13 protein-coding genes and 1 other annotated feature are annotated in these 19,382 nt (G+C 34.2%); of the genes, 6 read left to right on the top strand and 7 right to left on the bottom strand.

Annotation, left to right across the window (positions count from 1 at the left end; genetic code table 11):
- Positions 1–135: 135 nt before the first annotated feature.
- A complete protein-coding gene (gene leuS / locus FYJ58_RS06325) occupies positions 136–2,550 on the bottom strand; it encodes a leucine--tRNA ligase (RefSeq protein ID WP_154518856.1) in 2,415 nt (804 codons plus the stop codon).
- Positions 2,551–2,690: 140 nt separating this feature from the next.
- Positions 2,691–2,922: a binding site (T-box leader), on the bottom strand.
- A gap of 215 nt (positions 2,923–3,137) precedes the next feature.
- Here leuS and FYJ58_RS06320 point away from each other — a divergent pair.
- Positions 3,138–3,854 (top strand): ABC transporter ATP-binding protein, encoded by a 717-nt coding sequence (locus FYJ58_RS06320; protein ID WP_154518854.1) that lies wholly within the window; start codon positions 3,138–3,140, stop codon positions 3,852–3,854.
- A gap of 14 nt (positions 3,855–3,868) precedes the next feature.
- A complete protein-coding gene (locus FYJ58_RS06315) occupies positions 3,869–6,472 on the top strand; it encodes an ABC transporter permease (protein WP_154518852.1) in 2,604 nt (867 codons plus the stop codon).
- Positions 6,473–6,823: 351 nt separating this feature from the next.
- Here the strand turns inward: FYJ58_RS06315 and FYJ58_RS06310 are convergent, their stop codons facing one another.
- The 4 genes from FYJ58_RS06310 to FYJ58_RS06295 form a co-directional block, all read right to left on the bottom strand.
- Positions 6,824–7,471: a flavin reductase gene (locus FYJ58_RS06310; RefSeq protein WP_154518850.1), complete on the bottom strand. Its 648-nt coding sequence runs from the start codon at positions 7,469–7,471 to the stop codon at positions 6,824–6,826.
- A 21-nt stretch (positions 7,472–7,492) separates the two neighbouring features.
- Positions 7,493–8,248: an exodeoxyribonuclease III gene (locus FYJ58_RS06305; RefSeq protein ID WP_154518848.1), complete on the bottom strand. Its 756-nt coding sequence runs from the start codon at positions 8,246–8,248 to the stop codon at positions 7,493–7,495.
- Between the two features lie 331 nt (positions 8,249–8,579).
- Entirely contained in the window at positions 8,580–10,274 is a 1,695-nt protein-coding gene (locus tag FYJ58_RS06300) for a L,D-transpeptidase family protein (RefSeq protein ID WP_154518846.1), read from the bottom strand.
- A gap of 360 nt (positions 10,275–10,634) precedes the next feature.
- The gene (locus tag FYJ58_RS06295; protein WP_154518844.1) at positions 10,635–11,273 is read right to left on the bottom strand and encodes a manganese efflux pump; all 639 of its coding nucleotides are present in this window, start codon (positions 11,271–11,273) and stop codon (positions 10,635–10,637) included.
- A 66-nt stretch (positions 11,274–11,339) separates the two neighbouring features.
- On the opposite strand from FYJ58_RS06295, the gene FYJ58_RS06290 reads away from it, so the two are divergent.
- Both FYJ58_RS06290 and FYJ58_RS06285 read left to right on the top strand, forming a co-directional pair.
- A complete protein-coding gene (locus FYJ58_RS06290) occupies positions 11,340–13,970 on the top strand; it encodes a calcium-translocating P-type ATPase, PMCA-type (RefSeq protein WP_154518842.1) in 2,631 nt (876 codons plus the stop codon).
- A 91-nt stretch (positions 13,971–14,061) separates the two neighbouring features.
- Positions 14,062–14,430: a hypothetical protein gene (locus FYJ58_RS06285; RefSeq protein WP_154518840.1), complete on the top strand. Its 369-nt coding sequence runs from the start codon at positions 14,062–14,064 to the stop codon at positions 14,428–14,430.
- Positions 14,431–14,535: 105 nt separating this feature from the next.
- Here FYJ58_RS06285 and FYJ58_RS06280 read toward each other — a convergent pair whose 3' ends face one another.
- Positions 14,536–16,044, bottom strand: a complete 1,509-nt coding sequence (locus FYJ58_RS06280; RefSeq protein WP_154518838.1) for a carboxypeptidase M32 — start codon at positions 16,042–16,044, stop codon at positions 14,536–14,538.
- Positions 16,045–16,269: 225 nt separating this feature from the next.
- Here FYJ58_RS06280 and argH point away from each other — a divergent pair, with 225 nt between their 5' ends.
- Positions 16,270–17,643 (top strand): argininosuccinate lyase, encoded by a 1,374-nt coding sequence (argH, locus tag FYJ58_RS06275; RefSeq protein WP_154518836.1) that lies wholly within the window; start codon positions 16,270–16,272, stop codon positions 17,641–17,643.
- Between the two features lie 89 nt (positions 17,644–17,732).
- Here argH and aroD read toward each other — a convergent pair whose 3' ends face one another.
- A complete protein-coding gene (gene aroD, locus FYJ58_RS06270) occupies positions 17,733–18,497 on the bottom strand; it encodes a type I 3-dehydroquinate dehydratase (protein ID WP_154518834.1) in 765 nt (254 codons plus the stop codon).
- Between the two features lie 235 nt (positions 18,498–18,732).
- On the opposite strand from aroD, the gene FYJ58_RS06265 reads away from it, so the two are divergent.
- Positions 18,733–19,329: a hypothetical protein gene (locus FYJ58_RS06265; RefSeq protein WP_154518832.1), complete on the top strand. Its 597-nt coding sequence runs from the start codon at positions 18,733–18,735 to the stop codon at positions 19,327–19,329.
- Positions 19,330–19,382 lie beyond the last annotated feature (53 nt).

The raw sequence follows: 19,382 nt of genomic DNA, 5'->3' as shown, positions 1-19,382 counted from the left end.
TACTACGCCAGTGCTTCTCAAGCTCTCGAGACAAGCTCGTTCGCTTGACGGGCATACGCCCTATGAATAAAACAAGAGGTAGTCCTCCCAGTATACAAGCATACGGAGTTCTACCTCTTATTTTATTCGCACTGCCTATTTTTGCACAATATTTACGATTCTTCCTGGAACATAAATTTCTTTTACTATTGTTCCCGAAAGTTTATCACCTAATGCCGCTTTCGCTGCTGTTAATACAGCATCTTTTTCCATTTCTGTAGAAATTTCAATTGTTGTTTTTGTTTTACCGTTAATCTGAACTGCAATTTCAATCTCATCATCTTTCATTGCCGCTTCATCATATTCCGGCCATTTTTGCTCAAACACACCATCTGTATGACCTAATGCTTCCCAAAGTTCGGCTGCCACATGAGGCGCAAATGGTGCAAGTAAAATAACAGCTGTACCCATTGTTTCTTTATCAATTCCACCTGTTTTCTTTGCTAAATCAATAAATTTATTATTATATTCCATAAATCCACTGATAACTGTATTTAAGCTAAAGCTTTCCAGACGAGTTGTAATATCATATACCATCTTATTACGAAGCTTAACCATTTCTTTTGTTTCCGCTACATTTGCATCTGCACTATCTTGTACAAGATTCCAGAAACGGTTTAAGAAACGATACACTCCATCAATTCCTCGGTCATCCCATTCTGAATCTAATTCCGGTGGACCTACAAATAATTCATAAAGACGAAGGGAATCACAGCCATAATCTCTTACTAAATCATCAGGAGAAACAACATTTCCTTTGGATTTACTCATCTTAATTCCATTTTTACCGGTAATCATACCCTGATTAAACAACTTAACAAATGGTTCATCAAAATCTACTACACCGATATCATGTAAAAATTTCGTATAAAATCTGGAATATAATAAGTGAAGTACTGCATGCTCTACTCCTCCGATATACATATCAACCGGAAGATATTTTTCTGCTTTTTCTTTGGAAACTAAAGCTTCTTTATTCTTATTATCAACATAACGTAAGAAATACCAAGAAGAACCTGCCCACTGAGGCATTGTATTTGTTTCTCTCTTTGCTTTAGCACCACATTTTGGACAAGTTGTGTTTACCCATTCATCAATATCAGCAAGTGGAGATTCTCCCGTTCCTGTTGGCTGATAGCTTTCTACTTCCGGTAAAAGAAGTGGAAGTTCTTCCTCCGGTACCGGAACACAGCCACAATGCTCACAATGAACAATAGGGATTGGCTCTCCCCAGTAACGCTGTCTGGAGAATACCCAGTCACGAAGTTTATAATTTGTTGTTTTCTTTCCAATTCCCATTTTTTCAATCATAACAGGAGCTTCTTTTTTGAGTACAGCAGATTCCATACCATTCCATTCACCAGAATTAATCATTGTTCCAGATGCTTCTGTATAAGCTTCTGTCATATTTTCAATTTCTTTTCCATCTTTTGCAATTACTTGAATAATTGGAATATTAAATTTTGTTGCAAATTCAAAATCTCTGTCATCATGAGCAGGTACGCACATAATTGCACCTGTACCATAGTCTGCTAATACATAATCAGATAACCAGATTGGTATCTTTTTCCCATTAATTGGATTTATCGCATAGCTTCCTGTAAACACACCTGTTTTTTCCTTATCCTGTAAACGGTCTACATTTGATTTCATGGAAGCTTCATAAATATATTTTTCTACTGCTTCTCTTGTTTCTTCTGTAGCTAATTCTTTCGCCATCTTGTGTTCTGGCGCTAATACCATAAATGTAGCCCCGTGTAATGTGTCTGGTCTTGTTGTATATACTGTAATTTCTTCATCCAGACCATCTACTTTAAAGTTTACTTCTGCACCATAAGACTTACCAATCCAGTCTGCCTGCATCTTCTTTACTTTTTCCGGCCAGTCTAATTTATCCAAATCGTCTAAAAGACGGTCTGCATATTCTGTAATTTTTAACATCCACTGTTTTAAATTTTTCTTTGTAACATCTGCCCCACAGCGTTCACATGTTCCATTGACAACTTCTTCATTCGCAAGACCAGTTTTACAAGATGGACACCAGTTAATTGGCATTTCTTTTTCATAAGCAAGACCGGCTTTAAACATTTTTACAAAAATCCATTGGGTCCATTTGTAAAATTCTGGGTCTGTTGTATTTACTTCCATATCCCAGTCATAGATTGCCTCAATCTCGTTAATCTGACGTTTAATATTAGCAATATTGGCTGCTGTTGATTTTGCAGGATGAACTCCCATCTTAATTGCATAATTCTCTGCTGGAAGTCCAAACGCATCCCATCCCATTGGATGAATCAAATAGTAACCCTTTAACATTTTATAACGACTCCAAACGTCACTGATTACATAACCCCTCCAGTGACCAACATGGAGTCCGTTACCAGATGGATAAGGGAACATATCTAAACAGTAATATTTTGGTTTCTTCCCATCATCTACATTGACAGGATGTTCTTCCCAATAAGTTCTCCATTTTTTCTCTACTTCCTTATGATTATAAGGTACTGACATATCCTATTCCTCCTAATTTAACTTTATCCACACAAAACTATACTCTTTACCGGAATTTTTTTATACGATGGCTCAAACTTTCCATAATACAAAAAAACTCTTCGTCTTCATCAGGTATCTGACATATCGGTAGATTTCCTGATAGAGACGAAGAGCAAATATCCGCGGTACCACTCTATTTTGTAAAATAGATATCATCTATCTTACACACTCATTCTTCTATAACGGGAATACCCGCCTTAAACTACTGCTTACGCCCGTTCATCTAAGGAGCTCAAAGGTGAGTTCAGAATCTTTCCGTTACTGCCTTGCACCAACCGACAGTTCTCTTAACACTTCCAAATCCTTACTATTCCTTCTCATTGCTATTTTCTACATTATAATTTATTCATGTTTTTTATTCTATCTCACCTTCTTGGTTTTTGTCAAGTTCTTTCTTTATCTGATTAATTTCATCTGCTTATCGCTTGTAATTATAAAAGTATTTGTTATAATAAAGAAAAAGATTAGTTGCAACTAACCAAAAAATTATAAATCTGATACCCTCAGAACCATTCCCCTATGGTCATCAAAAGAAAGGAGCTACTATGTCAGAAAAAGAAAGAAAATTTTTAGAAATTGTAGATTTAAAAAAGGGATTCGGAAGTGGTGAAACTCGTCAGGAGGTACTGCGTGGAATGAATTTTTCCATAGCCAAAGGTGAATTTTGTGTACTTCTTGGACCTTCCGGTTCCGGAAAATCCACCCTGCTTAATATTATCGGTGGAATAGACAGTGCCGATTCAGGTTATATATCTATAAATGGTGACAAATTAGAAACACTCGGAGAAAGTAAACTGACACAATACCGCAGAAAACATCTGGGATATGTCTTTCAAATGTACAATCTGATTGGAAATTTAAACGTAAAAGAAAATATTGAAGTTGGAGCATATCTGTCAGATAATCCATTAGATATTGACGAACTTCTTAATACGTTGGGGCTTTATGAGCATAGATTTAAGCTTCCAAATCAACTTTCCGGAGGACAGCAGCAACGAGTTTCTATCGGTCGGGCAATCGTCAAAAATCCGGATATATTACTCTGTGATGAACCAACCGGAGCATTAGATTATAATACCTCAAAAGAAATATTAAAATTAATTGAAGACGTCAATATAAAATATGGTAATACTGTAATTATGGTCACACATAACGAAGCAATCAAAAACATGGCAGATCACATTATTAAACTTCGCGATGGAGAAGTACTCCATAATCAAATCAATGCCAATAAAATTTCTGCTACAAATTTAGAGTGGTAAGGAGTGTGTCAATTATGAAAAATAAAAAAATGAAAAATCCACTCATGAAACGAATCCCGAAAGAATTGCTTGGAGATTGGAGAAAATATCTTGTAGTAAGTTTGTTTCTGATTCTCACAATTGGATTTGTGTCCGGAATGTATGTTGCAAACGAAAGTATGATGACAGCCGCAGATACAGGTGTATCCAAATACAAACTGGAAGATGGCCATTTCGAACTGAATAAAAAAGCAGACAAAAAATTAATCTCTGCAATTCAATCAGGAAAAAAGGCAAATATAAAACAATATTACCTTGATAAAGCAAAACAAAAATTTGAGAAAGAATTTAAGAAAAAATTCACAAAAAAATTCAATGCCCAATTCGGTGCACAGCTTGCACAGGCAAAACAAACAGGCATTTATCAGGCTGCCTATGATAAAGCATACGATAAGGCATATCAGGAAGCATATGATAAAGCATGGGCAAAAGTTTTAAAAAAGATTAATAAAAAATATGCCGATGCAGAAGAAAAATATGAATTAAATGCTCCTGACTTCAAAGCTGTTCCGGTAAAAATTTATGAAACTTTTTATAGAAATGAAGAAGAGGATTACAACAATGATGGTACATCAGACGGAACAATCCGAATTTATGCAAAAACAGATAACATAAATCAGGCATGCCTGATGGAAGGTAATTTCCCATCTAAAAAAAATGAAATTGCGATTGACCGAATGCATGCAGATAATGTTGGAATTAAAGTAAATGACATAATCACAGTAGGTGGACAATCCTACAAAGTTGTCGGATTAATTGCTTATGTAAACTATTCCACTTTGCATGAAAAGAGTACAGATTTGATGTTTGATGCTTTAAAATTTGATGTAGCAATGGTAACAGAACAAGGTTTTGAACGTTTAAACCAGACCATTCATTATACATATGCCTGGAAATATAATCATACACCAAAAAATGAACAAATCGAAAAGAAGCAATCTGACCATTTCATGAAAGCTTTACTCACACAGACTGTTGTCAGTGATAATGAAATTGAAGATTATGTTCCGGCATATGCAAATCCGGCAATCAATTTTGCAACCGAAGACATGGGTTCCGACGAGGCAATGGGTGGTGTGCTTTTATATATCCTGATTATAATTATTGCATTTATCTTTGCTATTACAATCAGTAACACAATCACAAAAGAATCATCAACAATTGGCACCCTTCGTGCCTTAGGTTACACAAAGGGCGAACTAATCAGGCACTATATTTCCATGCCAGTCATCGTAACGTTTCTTGCATCATGTATTGGAAATGTCCTTGGATATTCACTATTTAAAAATATAGTAGTATCAATGTATTATAACAGCTATAGTCTTCCAACCTATGAAACAATCTGGAATTCCGATGCATTTTTCAAAACTACTCTGGTTCCTGTAATTCTGATGTTTGTAGTAAACCTTATCGTTATAACTAAAATGATACAACATTCACCTTTACAATTTTTACGACATGATTTAAAAAAATCCAGACGAAAAAGGGCAATACAACTTCCAGCATGGAAATTTCTTAACCGGTTCCGCCTGCGCATCATGTTACAAAACATGGTTAATTATGTTATTCTTTTTATCGGTATTTTCTTTATTATGGTAATGCTTGCAATGGCAGTTGGAATGCCTGACACACTTAATTTTTACAAGGAAAATACTTCTGACATGATGTTTGCAAAGTATCAATATATACTAAAATCATACGAAGATGAAAACGGAAATGTACTTGTTACCAAAAATACAGATGCTGAAAAATTCAATACAAAATCACTGCAAAGAAAAAGTGATATATTAAATGAAGAAATTAGTGTATATGGAATTTCTGATAACAGCAGTTATATAAAGATAGCCAATCTAAAATCTCTAAAAGAAAATGAAGTTTATATCTCTGCATCTTTTCGAGATAAGTATGATTTGCAAACAGGTGACACTATTACTCTGGATGAAAAATACGAAAATAAACAGTATCATTTTAAAGTTGCAGGAATTTATGACAGATGTCAGACTATTGCTGTATTCATGCCAATCAAAAACTATCAGACTGTATTTGATTTAGATAAAAAAGAATTTAGCGGCTATATTTCTGATTCAAAAATTACAGATATTAAAGGAGAAAATATTGCAACAGTGATTACCGAACGGGATATTACTAAAATGTGTGATCAGCTGGACCATTCCATGGGCTCCTATATGGAATATTTTCAATTTTTATGTGTTATTTTATCAGCTGTATTGATATACCTTCTTACCAAGCTTATCATTGAAAAAAACGAAACTGCAATTTCTATGACAAAAATTTTAGGCTATGAAAATAAAGAAATTGCAAGCTTATATTTATTTTCCACAACAATCGTTCTTATTGTTTCAGATGCTATCTGTGTCGTTTTAGGAACATTGGTTATGAGACAGGCATGGAAAGTAATTATGTACAGTTATAGTGGCTGGTATGGATATGTAATCGAACCTCTTGGATATATAAAAATGTTTTCATTTGTCTTAATCGGATATTTCATTGTTATGATTTTAGATTTTAAAAGAATCAAAAAAATTCCAATGGAACAAGCACTCAAAAATGTGGAATAAAAGAATAACAGACAAAACAACCCCCTTAGAATAACTCTAAGGGGGTTGCTCAAGCGTATAATAGGGTGGGAGTAGAAAGTGTATAAAACACAATCTTTATTTATTATAACACAATAATTTTTATTTTGCAAGTACTTTTTATTATTTTTTTATCCTATTTCTAAAAAATTCTTCCAACAAAAGACAGGCTCCTTGGATAAAATCCTCAGAGCCTGCTTTGGCGTATAATAGGGTGGGAGTAGAAAGTGTATAACACTCTCTTGTTCCATAACGGAACATTCATATTATACTACTTATTTCAAAGTAATTCAATTAGTAAATATTTCCTTTTATTTTATTGTTTCTTATTTTCTATTGCTTTTTAAATACACGCTTTGGCTGTTTACAGATTGGACACACATAATCATCTGGCAATTCTTCAAATGGAATCTCACCATCATATACATATCCGCAAATACCACATACATATTTTGCTTCCTTAATTTCTTCTTTGGTTGCTTCTTCTTCAATATAAGTTGGAGCATTTTTGGGGCTTTTCCCCTTTACTACCTTATGATAGTAATTATAGGTCATTTCCTTTTCGTTATTCACTAAATCTCCTTCTACTACTCTTCCCAAAAATACAGTATGTGTATTTGTTTCTAACTTATCAATGACCTCACATACAATATAGCCACAGCAATCCTTCAATACCGGCATGTATTCTTTTAATTCGTACTCCACTTGTTCGAATTTGTTAACTTCCTTTCCTGATTGAAAACCAAATGTTCCAATAATCGATGGATCTGACTGTTCTGAAAGAATTGACACTGCAAATTTTTTCGTTTGCTCAATGCAGGAATGTGTATAGTTATTATGATTCATACTTACAGCAATTGTTGCAGGATCCGAAGTAATCTGCATAATGCTATTTGCGACACATCCTGTGGCTCTTCCCTCGTCCCATGTAGAAACAACATAAACTCCATACGATAATTTGTGAAATACACTTTTGTTCATAAGCACCGCTCCTTTTCTCAATTAATTATTTATGATAAGTTCAATCGGACAATGATCGGAACCTAACACCTCAGTATGAATATCGGCACTAACTAACTTTTTTTCCAATGATTTGGACACACAAAAATAATCAATTCTCCAGCCTGCATTTTTTGCTCTTGCCTGAAAGCGATATGACCACCATGAATATACTCCTTCTTTGTCAGGATAAAAGTATCGGTAAGTATCAATAAACCCTGCTTCTAATAATTCACTAAACTTTTCTCTCTCTTCGTCAGTAAATCCAGCATTTTTACGATTTGTTTTTGGATTTTTCAAATCAATTTCTTTATGGGCCACATTCAAATCACCACAAAAAATGACCGGTTTTTGTGTTTCTAACTCTTTTAAATAAGCTAAAAATACTTTCTCCCAACTCATTCGGTAAGGAAGTCGTGCCAGTTCATTTTGAGAATTTGGTGTATAAACAGTTACAAAAAAGAAACTTTCATACTCCAAAGTAATAACTCTTCCCTCTTCATCATGTTCTTTGATTCCCATACCATATTTTACAGACAATGGTTCTTTCTTTGTAAAAATAGCAGTACCAGAATAACCTTTTTTCTTTGCATAATTCCAGTACTGAAAATATTCAGGAAGCTCTAATTCAATCTGACCTTCTTGAAGCTTTGTTTCCTGTACACAAAAAATATCTGCATCCACCTGTTTCATATAGTCTAAAAATCCCTTTTGGACACAGGCTCTTAACCCATTTACATTCCATGATATAAATTTCATACAACACTCCTCTTATTTTAATTCTTCGCCTTTATTATTGCACAAATAGCACTTTATTTCTATAAGATAAAATTACTGATTTAAATATTAAATTGAGGGCATGCAAAAACACATCCCCTCAATTTAATATTTTATGATACCAGGGTCAAAAGGTCATGCTTTTCGTGCTAGCATGAAAAAGCATGACTTTGAGACCCGTAAAAACATGAGAAAGTATCCCGAGTAGGGCGGATTTCGAATGTTTTTAGGATGATGGGAGCACAAAGTGCGTAGTCATCCGTAGGTATCAGGGTCAAAATATCTTTTGACCCCAACATCATTTTATACTACTCTATTTATTATTATTCGCCTGCTCCTGACTTACCGTTCCATTCTCAGTTGTTCCATCATTTGCTGCGTTATCCCCAGAATCTAAATCCTGATTTGTCTGATCATCTGGCTTATCATTCGTTATTTCTTCTACTTTTACTGTAAAAACAGCTGTTTCTGTTTTCGACTGTCCATCTGGAGCAACAATTGTATACGTTACCGTGTATTGATTATTTTTTAATGCAGAAATGACAACTTCAATTTCAGATGTTTTATTCTTTCCATTGATTGTAGCCTTTACACCCTTTAATGCAAGTGCTTCATCCATCACATCATCTTTTGTAATTGTCTGGTCTTTCACACCAGTAATTACAATTTCATCTTTTAACTTATAAATTGCCGTCTTAGTTGTCTTATTGCCACACTTGTCAGAAACAGAATAGGTTACGTTATAGCTATTACCAGATTTCTTAATTGTAACCTTAATATCTTTTATAGCTAATGTACTATAGTTATCTTCTACACTAACACCTTCTAAAGCATATGCCTTTGTAACCTTTGTATCAGAAGTAATTGTCTTATTCTGAATACCTGAAAGAACCGGTGCCTTCTTATCATAATATGCTTTTGCTGTTTCAGTTACAGACAAACCATTCGAAGCTTTATAACTATAAGTAATCTGATAACGAACTAATCCGTTTTGAGAACTTAACTTCTTAATTTTAACATTTATCTTACTGCTTGCAACCTTTTTGCCATGCCATGTAGCTGTTACACCTTTAATTGCAATACTGCGGTCAATTGCCTTATTCGAATAAATTGTCTTAACACCTGAAATCTCAGGTTTTACATTATCAATTACTTTACATGCTATCGTTTTTGAAACAGTACGTTTTGTACTATCTGTTACAGAATATGTAACTTTATATGTACCGGCTTTCTTTGTATCTACTTTGCTTACTGTTTTTCCATTATATGTAATCTTAACTTTAATGGAAGATGTAATGTCCTGATCTGTTGAAGATTTCGCTGTTACACCTTTTCTTAAGTTTACAGACTGACCATATTTTACTGTAATATCCTTTGTTCCATTAATAACAGGATTTTTCTTTACATAAGGATTGCCAGGGCTCCAAATATCTGTTGGATCATACCCCATTTTAGTAGCTTCACTTACTTTAATTCCCTTTGGTTTTCCAAGTGGTCCAGGATTACTGGAATCGTAGATAACAACAGTTGTACCAATTGGACAATTGTCATAAATCCATTTACAGTCTGCTACATTTAAACGAACACAGCCATGAGAACAAATCGTTCCTAAATTATTATATTGGCGATTCGATAAAGTTGCAGGATTTTTTTCATAATACCATACAGAGTGGAATAGCACTCCTCCATGAATTCTAGTACAATATTGTCCCCATACATCCCCCATTAATACATGCCAACGATATTTTGCAGGTGTACGGAATGTTCCTAATGGCGTTTCATATCCTGGTGAACAAAGCATTGCCTTAACCGGCTTTGTATATTTACCATTTGAATCTTTTGCATAAATAGTAACTGTACTCATTCGACGATTTACTTTAATCAGATAAGGATAACCAGAAGCTGCAGAGGAGCTTTTACTTTCCAATCCCAAAGAACCAATTGTAACAATTACAACTAACATTAATACAATCTGCCAAATGTGTAATTTTCTCTTACAACGTTTCATAACTATCTCCTAACTTTTGTTTTTTCTTTCATTAAAGCATCCAAGTATCGCTATATTCAGATACTTAATTCTTTTCATTAGTTTATAATAACAATATGTTGTTTATGTGTCAATGAATTTAAAACAAAATAGTTAAACTTAATAGTTTTGGAATACTTTCTTAACTAATAACTCCTCGTTAGAAAAACTTTTCTACAATCAGAATAGCTTATTTTTAAAAGGGAACAATTTATTATAATAAAAAGTGCCAGATAAGAAGAAATACCAAATTTTTACTTTCTTCTTTTCTAGCACCTTACTATCTATCAGCAGTTAAAATATATTTTCCTAAATTTAGAACGATTAGAATAATATCATCATTTAAACGTTTTGCAGTATTGCTAAAAAAATCAATAACACTCCCGAAAAGATTCCACAAATTCTTGCATTATTTTTAGTAAATCTCCCAAAGGATACTGCTACCTTTGAACCAACATCCAAAAAAACAGCCTGAAGAATTCCGACAAATAGCGGAAGAATTCTTGTATCCAATGGAAATGTGGCGATAGCAATACAAGTACTGATTGTATCTGAAGATAATGCAAATCCTAAAAGAATTGCTTCCCATAATTCAATACTAGATGAATGATCCATATCGCAAAACGCTTCTTCTTTACTTTGTATTCCTCTATGAATAAATGTAATACCGATTAAAACTAAAATTGCCGTTCCTAAAATTCGTAAAATATCGGGTGGAAAATATTGTACCATCCACTCACCGAGATTTAAAGCCAGAAAAGTAATTCCAAAAGACATTATTCCTAAAATTACCTTTGCCAGAAAAGTAATTTTAACTCCTTTTATTCGATAGGACATCCCAACTCCAAAGGAATCTATGCTCAATGAAATCGCCAAAACAATATTTTTTAGTAACATAATTTCACTCTCATGCCTTTTATTTTCAAAATATGCTTTTTCTCTCAGCAAAGTTCCAAAAGAAGGAAATGTGGTCTTTTTCATTTTTTAAGTACATATAAATAAAAAAAGTGATAACTACTGTAAAATATGTAAAAGAGGAGAGCTATTATGTTTTATCATTATCATTCCGCAGAAGATACGTTAAAATCTTTGCAGACGGACGACAGTACAGGGCTTTCATCAAAAGAAGCTGCCAAACGGCAGAAAAAATATGGGACGAACGAATTAGAATCCCCAAAAAAGCAATCCCTTCTTTTAAAGTTTATTAGTCAGTTTGCAGATTTTATGATTCTTGTTTTAATTATCGCCGCAATCATATCATTTCTCGTTTCTTTTTTAAAAGGAGAAACCGATTATGTAGACCCAATTATCATTTTTGCAATTATTATTTTAAATGCAATTATCGGTGTCGTTCAGGAAACAAAGGCAGAACATTCTCTTGATGCGTTAAAAAAACTCTCTGCACCAAATGCTTCTGTTTTCCGTGATTCAACACATATGACAATTCCGGCAAAAGACTTAGTTCCGGGCGATATTATTTTTCTTGAAACCGGATACTATGTCCCAGCCGATGCACGACTTCTCACCTCGATTAATTTAAAAGTTGACGAATCAGCACTAACCGGAGAATCCCATCCTGTGGAAAAAAACGCAGACTGTGTTTTAAAAGAAAATACTCCACTGGCAGAGCGAACTAATTTCGTCCCATCCACAGGTATTGTCACTTATGGTCGTGGTACTGCTATTGTCACTGCAACCGGAATGGATACAGAGGTAGGGCATATTGCAAAATTAATTATGGAAGATGTAACACCACAGACTCCGCTGCAAAAAAAACTAGCAAAGACCGGAAAAATTCTTGGTATCCTTGCTTTGTCTATCTGTGCTGTTATCTTCATTCTTGGCACACTACAAGGTCGCCCAATTTTTGATATGTTCATGACAAGTGTAAGCCTTGCAGTTGCCTCAATTCCTGAAGGACTTCCAACGATTATTACAATTATGCTCTCGTTAGGTGTACAAAGAATGGCAAAGAAACATACAGTTGTGAGAAAACTTCCAGCTGTAGAAACACTCGGAAGTGCAACCGTAATCTGCTCTGACAAAACAGGAACTTTAACTCAAAATAAAATGACGGTTACAACACTTTACTCTATTAACGGGGCTGAAAATTTATCCTCTGCTTTCGGTAATTTTCTCCTTTCGCTAGCAACACGTTGTAGCGATACTAATATTGAACATTCAAAAAACCATGAATCAACGATTATTACCGGCGATCCAACCGAAGTTGCAATTACCACAGCTGCCGAAAATCAAGGAATTTTAAAATTAAAGCTCGACCTTACTTATCGCAGAGTTGATGAAATTCCATTTGACTCCATTCGAAAGCGTATGACAACCATACATATGAAAAACCAAAATTATGAAGTTATTACAAAGGGGGCATTTGATATGCTTCTTCCATTGTGTAACTCAGTCTACATAAATGGAAAATCAGTTCCTCTTACTTCTTCCTATAAAAAAACATTACAGGAATTTAATCAAAGAATGTCAGAACAATCTTTGCGTGTTATTGCCGTTGCCTATAAAGACGTTGTTTCCATCCATGACAAAGACTATGAAAAGAATTTAACCTTTGTTGGTCTGATTGGAATGATTGATCCTCCACGTCCTGAAGCAAAAGAAGCTGTTGCAACTTGTATTGAGGCAGGCATTCGTCCTGTTATGATTACAGGCGACCATATTACAACTGCCTCTGCAATTGGAAAAGCACTCGGAATTCTCCATTCTTCCGACGAAGCAATCAATGGTGCTAAATTGGACACGATGAGTGAGAAACAATTAGAAGAAAACATTCAGCACTATAATGTATTTGCTCGTGTTTCTCCTGAACATAAAGTGCGAATTGTAAAAGCCTTTCAGCGAACAGGTAACGTTGTCGCCATGACCGGAGATGGCGTAAACGATGCGCCGGCATTGAAAACTGCTGATATTGGATGTGCTATGGGTATGACCGGAACTGATGTAGCAAAAAACGCTGCCGATATGATTTTGACCGATGATAACTTCGCTACCATTATTACTGCTGTAAAAGAAGGGCGTGGAATCTATGATAATATTAGAAAATCCATTCATTTTCTTCTATCCAGTAACATCGGAGAAATTCTCACAATCCTTGCCTCCATTCTACTGAACTTTCCAACCCCATTACTTGCTGTCCAGTTATTATGGATTAACCTTGTAACAGATTCTTTACCGGCAATTTCACTTGGAACGGAAAAACCCGAAAAAGGGATTATGAAACGCCCTCCTGTTGACCCGCAAAAAGGATTATTTGCCGATGGCTTAGTCGTTAACATTATTTTGGAAGGCTTATTTATCGGCTTTCTTGCTCTGACAGCTTTTATCTGTGGTTATAAAATTGATGGAAATGGCTCGCTTACTTTAGGAAGAACGATGTGTTTTTCTGTTCTTGCCCTTTCCCAGCTTTTCCATTCATTCAACATGCGAAGCTCCCGTTCTCTTTTTGAAACAGGCATTTTCAGTAATATAAGACTTACCTTTTCTTTTATTTTATGTACAATATTACAAGTTTTAGTTGTAGAATACCCTGTTTTTGCAAGTATATTTAAAGTACAAAGCTTAACTTTACTTCAATGGATTGCTGTATTTTTCCTATCATTTCTTCCAATTGTAGTTGTAGAAATTCAAAAAGGATTGAATTACTTAAAAAATTAAATAGTCTTATTTCCTATATAATAATGATTGTATTCTGTTTTAAAAAGTTATATAATTTATAATACAAAAGAAAAAGGGGGTGAACCTATCTGTGAAGTTAAAACCTTTTGATACATCTCTCGTGGAGGATACCTCTATGTATGACAATCTTCCCTATAAACGTGATCCATATCGCTGTAATGCAGATGCCATTGCTTTAGAAAGTGGAAATGTATTAAAATTTTATCAATGCAAATTAGGCGATATTTATAAATTAACAGATATGGATACTCTCGCAGATAAAAAAATTCATGAACATCAGGAAAAAGAGAGTGAACGCCTTGCAGAAATTTCAAAAGAAAATATTGAGGTAATCTCTGCCGGGGAATCTTCCAACAATCATCTGACAGATGATGAACTTCATGAACTAATGGAAGATAAAGACACTTTAGATTTCAATAGTGAAATTGTAGAAGAATAAAGAATGGCACTCAATCGTCAAGTGGATGGTTGAGTGCCATATTCCACTATATTTAATTAAGAAATAACATTTCCTCATTTATAATTCTCAATTTTTCAGTATTTTTTATTCATATAGTTTTGTATATTTTTCTTTTAAATACCGAATATAATAAGCTGGATTAAATTCTTCACCAGTCATATCCTTTAATATTTCATTTGTATTCTTCATCATACCATATTTGTGGATATGCTCTTTCAGATACTCGCGAATTGCTTTTAGGTTACCCTGCTCTAAATATTCTTCAAAAGGCATGACCTTCAATAGATGATAATAAATCTGAGCAGCTACTGCACTTCCAATCGCATAAGATGGAAAATATCCAAAATCGCCTCCTGCCCAGTGAATATCCTGCAATATTCCTTCAGCATCGTTCTTTGGTGTCACACCAAGATACTCTTTATACTTTTCATTCCATATCTCTGCTAAATCCCTCGCTTCAACTTCATCATTGAAAATCATTTTTTCAATTTCATAGCGAATCAATATATGAAGTGGATAAGTAAGTTCATCCGCCTCTGTACGAATTAAACCTGCTTCCGGCTTGTTACATCCTTTTAGAAATTTTTCTAAACTAATATCCTTTAATTGCTCATTGAATGTATCCTGTAACTTATGATATAATGGTTTCCAGAAAGCTTCACTTCTTCCAATTACATTTTCAAAAAATCTTGACTGTGATTCGTGCATTCCCAAAGAAGTACCTTCTCCTACCATTGTCATTGTAATATCATCTGAAATCTGCATTTCATAAACTGCATGTCCTGACTCATGAATTACAGAAAAAATACCACTTTCTAAGTTATCTTTAAAATAATGGTTTGTAATTCGAACATCGTGATTATGAAGTCCTGTTGTAAATGGATGAGCACTCTCTGCTAATACACCTTTTTCAAAATCAAAGCCAACATACTCTGCCAAAAATCTGCTAAGCTCTCTTTGTTTATCAAGATTATATTCCTTAAAATTATATGCCTTATCCACATCTTTTGTCTTTTTTAATATTTCCTGAATAAAAGGAACCAACTCTTCTTTTATTTGATTAAAAAATTCATCTAGCTGTTCCACATCAAATCCTGGTTCAAAATCCCCCAGTAAAACATCGTAAGGATTTTTATGCTTTTTCTCGTCAAATCTATATTGAATAAACTTTTTACGATATTGAATCAATTCTTCTAAAGTAGGCTCAAATGCTTTATAATCTCCTTTATTTTTGGCCTTTTCCCAAACGGAAGTTGCCCTTGCTTTTAATTCAGAGAACTCACGATATTCCTTTTGCGGAATGGATTCTAATTCTTCATATCTTTTCCTTACTTCCTTTACAATTGCCTTTTCTATTTCAGAAAGTTCTTTTTGCTCTTCTTCCTGTTCTAATTTTTCTAATAATTGCCTTACTTCATCATTAATCAATGTACTAAAGTATTGATCTGAAATAATACCAATAAAATCAGATGTATTCTTATCGCTTTTTTCCGGTGCCAACGTAGCCAAATCCCATTCAAATAAGATAAGTGCTGCATTTAAGGCTTTGCCTTTTTCTAAATAAGAGTCTAATTTTTCAAATGTTTTACTCATATTTCCCCTCCAGTATCTTTTTCTTTTTTCCAATTTTACCACAAATTCCCTAATAATATAACCCTTTTCTTAATATTCTATACAAAATAGCAATATTATTATTTTATGTATAATTATACATTTTTTGATTTACAATTAAAAGAAGGTATGCTAGTATAATCGATAAACAGCAAAACACTCTAATGTATTGAGTTTTGCAATAAAAAAAGAAAAGAGGTAATTTCTATGAAACTATGGGGCGGTCGTTTCACAAAGGAAACAGACAAACTGGTTCACAATTTTAATTCGTCCATTTCATTTGATCAAAAATTTTATCTGCAGGATATCAGAGGGAGCATTGCCCATGTAACAATGCTTGCTAAGCAAAACATTCTTACACAAGAAGAAAAAGAAACTATCATCAACGGACTTAATGACATTCGCTCTGATATAGAAAATGGCACCCTTACCATTGATTCTTCTTATGAAGATATTCATAGCTTCATCGAATCTAAGCTAATTGAGCGAATTGGAGAATCCGGTAAAAAACTTCATACCGGAAGAAGCCGAAATGACCAGGTTGCATTGGATATGAAACTTTACACAAGAGATGAATTATTTGAAATTGATGTCCTTTTAAATGATTTATTAAATACTTTATATCAAATGATGGAAAAAAATCTTGATACTTATATGCCTGGATTCACCCATCTCCAAAAGGCACAGCCAATCACACTTGCCCACCATATTGGTGCATATTTCGAAATGTTCCAAAGAGACCGCTCCCGCTTAAAAGATATTTACCAACGAATGAATTATTGTCCTCTTGGCTCAGGTGCACTTGCCGGTACAACTTATCCACTCGACCGTGCTTATACCGCCAGACTTCTTGATTTTACAGACGCAACACAAAATAGTATGGATTCTGTATCTGACCGGGATTATTTGATTGAATTTTTAAATTCTCTTTCCATCATCATGATGCATCTTAGCCGTTTTTCGGAAGAAATCATTCTCTGGAATTCCAATGAATATCAATTTATCGAAATAGATGATGGCTATAGTACAGGAAGCAGTATCATGCCACAAAAGAAAAATCCTGATATCGCTGAGTTAGTTCGTGGAAAAACCGGAAGGGTATATGGTGCTCTTTTGTCCCTTTTAACAACAATGAAAGGACTTCCGCTTGCTTATAACAAAGATATGCAGGAAGACAAAGAATTGACATTTGACGCAATTGACACAGTAAAAGGCTGCTTATCACTTTTCAACGATATGTTAAAAACAATTCGTTTCCAGAAATGCAACATGGAAAAAAGTGCAAGATGTGGTTTTACTAACGCAACAGATGCAGCCGATTATCTTGTCAAAAAAGGACTTCCTTTCCGTGATGCACATGGAATTATTGGACAACTTGTTCTTCTTTGCATCGAAAAAAATTGTTCTCTTGATGAGCTATCTCTCGAAGAATATCGTAAAATAAGCGATGTATTTGAACATGATATCTATGAAGCAATTTCCCTTCGTACCTGTGTTGAAAAAAGGAACACAATGGGTGCTCCCGGTAAAGAAGCGATGCTGAAAACACTGGAAATTTATAAAGATTATTTATCTAATTAGAGCCTAATTGGATTTTTCTTTAAAACTTGTAGTAAATTACCATTTTTCTTTTGAAATATGATAATTTACTACAAGTTCTATTTAAATAATCAGTGAAGTACATCTAACATCTGTTTCAAACAATGAATTTCTATCTGACCTGGTGCCGATGGTTCTCCTATACTGCCAAATGTGACAGCCGAGCCAAAAATCTCTCCGGATATTCTGCTTACCTTTCCCAGATTTCCCATCGCCATTGTAATAACAGGTATACGAATTTCTTTCTTCTTTACTTCCATGGTTGCTTCCAATAAATCAAGCACATCTCTACCCGTTTTTGGCATAACTGCAATCTTAGCAATATCTGCACCTGCTTTTTGCATCTTATCAATCCGTTCTTTTATTTCTGTCTTAGAAGGAGTACAATGAAAATCATGATTTGACACAATAACCTTCTTTCCATAACAATGAGCATATTCAATTAATTCTTTTACGATTGCCTCCCCGGTACTTAATTCAATATCAATCAAATCTGCCCTACTCTCCATCATCAACTTTTTCTTCAATTTAATATAACACAGCTGCTCTATCTGTTGTTCTCCACCCTCATCTTTTGTTCGAAATGTCGCAATAACCGGAATTGTGTCTAATATTTCAACAATATTTCCAATTATCTCTTTGGATTTTGAAAAAAGAAAGTCTTTTTCGCAATAATCCATTCTCCATTCTGCTATATCTGCTCTTTCTTCTTTTATTTTTTTTGCCTGATTATATATCTCTTCTTCTGTTCTCCCCGTAATAGACACACAAATTTTAGGTATTCCAATGCCAATCACCAGATTTTTTACTATGACAACGGCTTCCTTTTGCTCCATCACAGCCTCTCCTTTCTTCTATAATAAATCATCACTCTTTATTTTCGGATTTTATATTTCTCCATTATACAAATAAAACAGTCTTTCTGTCAAAGAATCTGCCAAAATCAAATTTATATGTCTAAAGTTCTGCTTTTCTCCCACCGATATATTAAATAGAACATTGGAAACGGATTTCCATTCTATTAAGGAACTAACAATTGAGGATACTATATCCAAGGAAGGAGAATATACTATGAGTGTAAATGGAATTAATGGAACAGGTTCAGCAACATCAACTTACAGTACAGCTTCAACTGCAAAGAAGACATCTGACGCTTCTTCAATAAATACAGCTGCTAATCCTGCTGCTGTATATGAACCTTCGAAAAACGATGCTACTTCTGCAACAAAAAAAACATACGTAAAAGATTCTGAAACAGTAAATCGTCTTTTAAAGGAATCGGAACAAAGAAAACAGCAATTAAAAGATTTAGTTGCCAAAACACTTGCAAAACAAGGTGAAACTTATAATACTTCAATGAACATCTTTGATTTAATTAAATCTGGAAATTTACAGTTTTCAGCAGAAGATATTGCTCAGGCAAAAGAAGATGTTTCCGAAAATGGTTATTGGGGCGTGGAGCAAACTTCTGAAAGAATTTATTCTTTCGCTTATGCTTTAACCGGCGGAGATCCTTCAAAGGCAGATGAAATGTTAAAAGCAGTTGAAAAAGGATTTAAATTAGCAACAAAAGATTGGGGAAGTGAGCTTCCTGATATCAGCCAGAAAACAATGGACGCCGTAAGAGAAAAATTCAAAGCCTGGAAAGAAACCGGAATTGAAGCTTGATAATAGGCATAATAACTAGAACAAAGTGGAGCGTTTTTGCTTTATAGGAGACG

The sequence above is a fragment of the Velocimicrobium porci genome, from assembly GCF_009696045.1.
GTDB classification, from domain to species: Bacteria; Bacillota; Clostridia; order Lachnospirales; family Lachnospiraceae; genus Velocimicrobium; species Velocimicrobium porci.
This window is presented reverse-complemented; position numbering and strand designations above follow the sequence as displayed.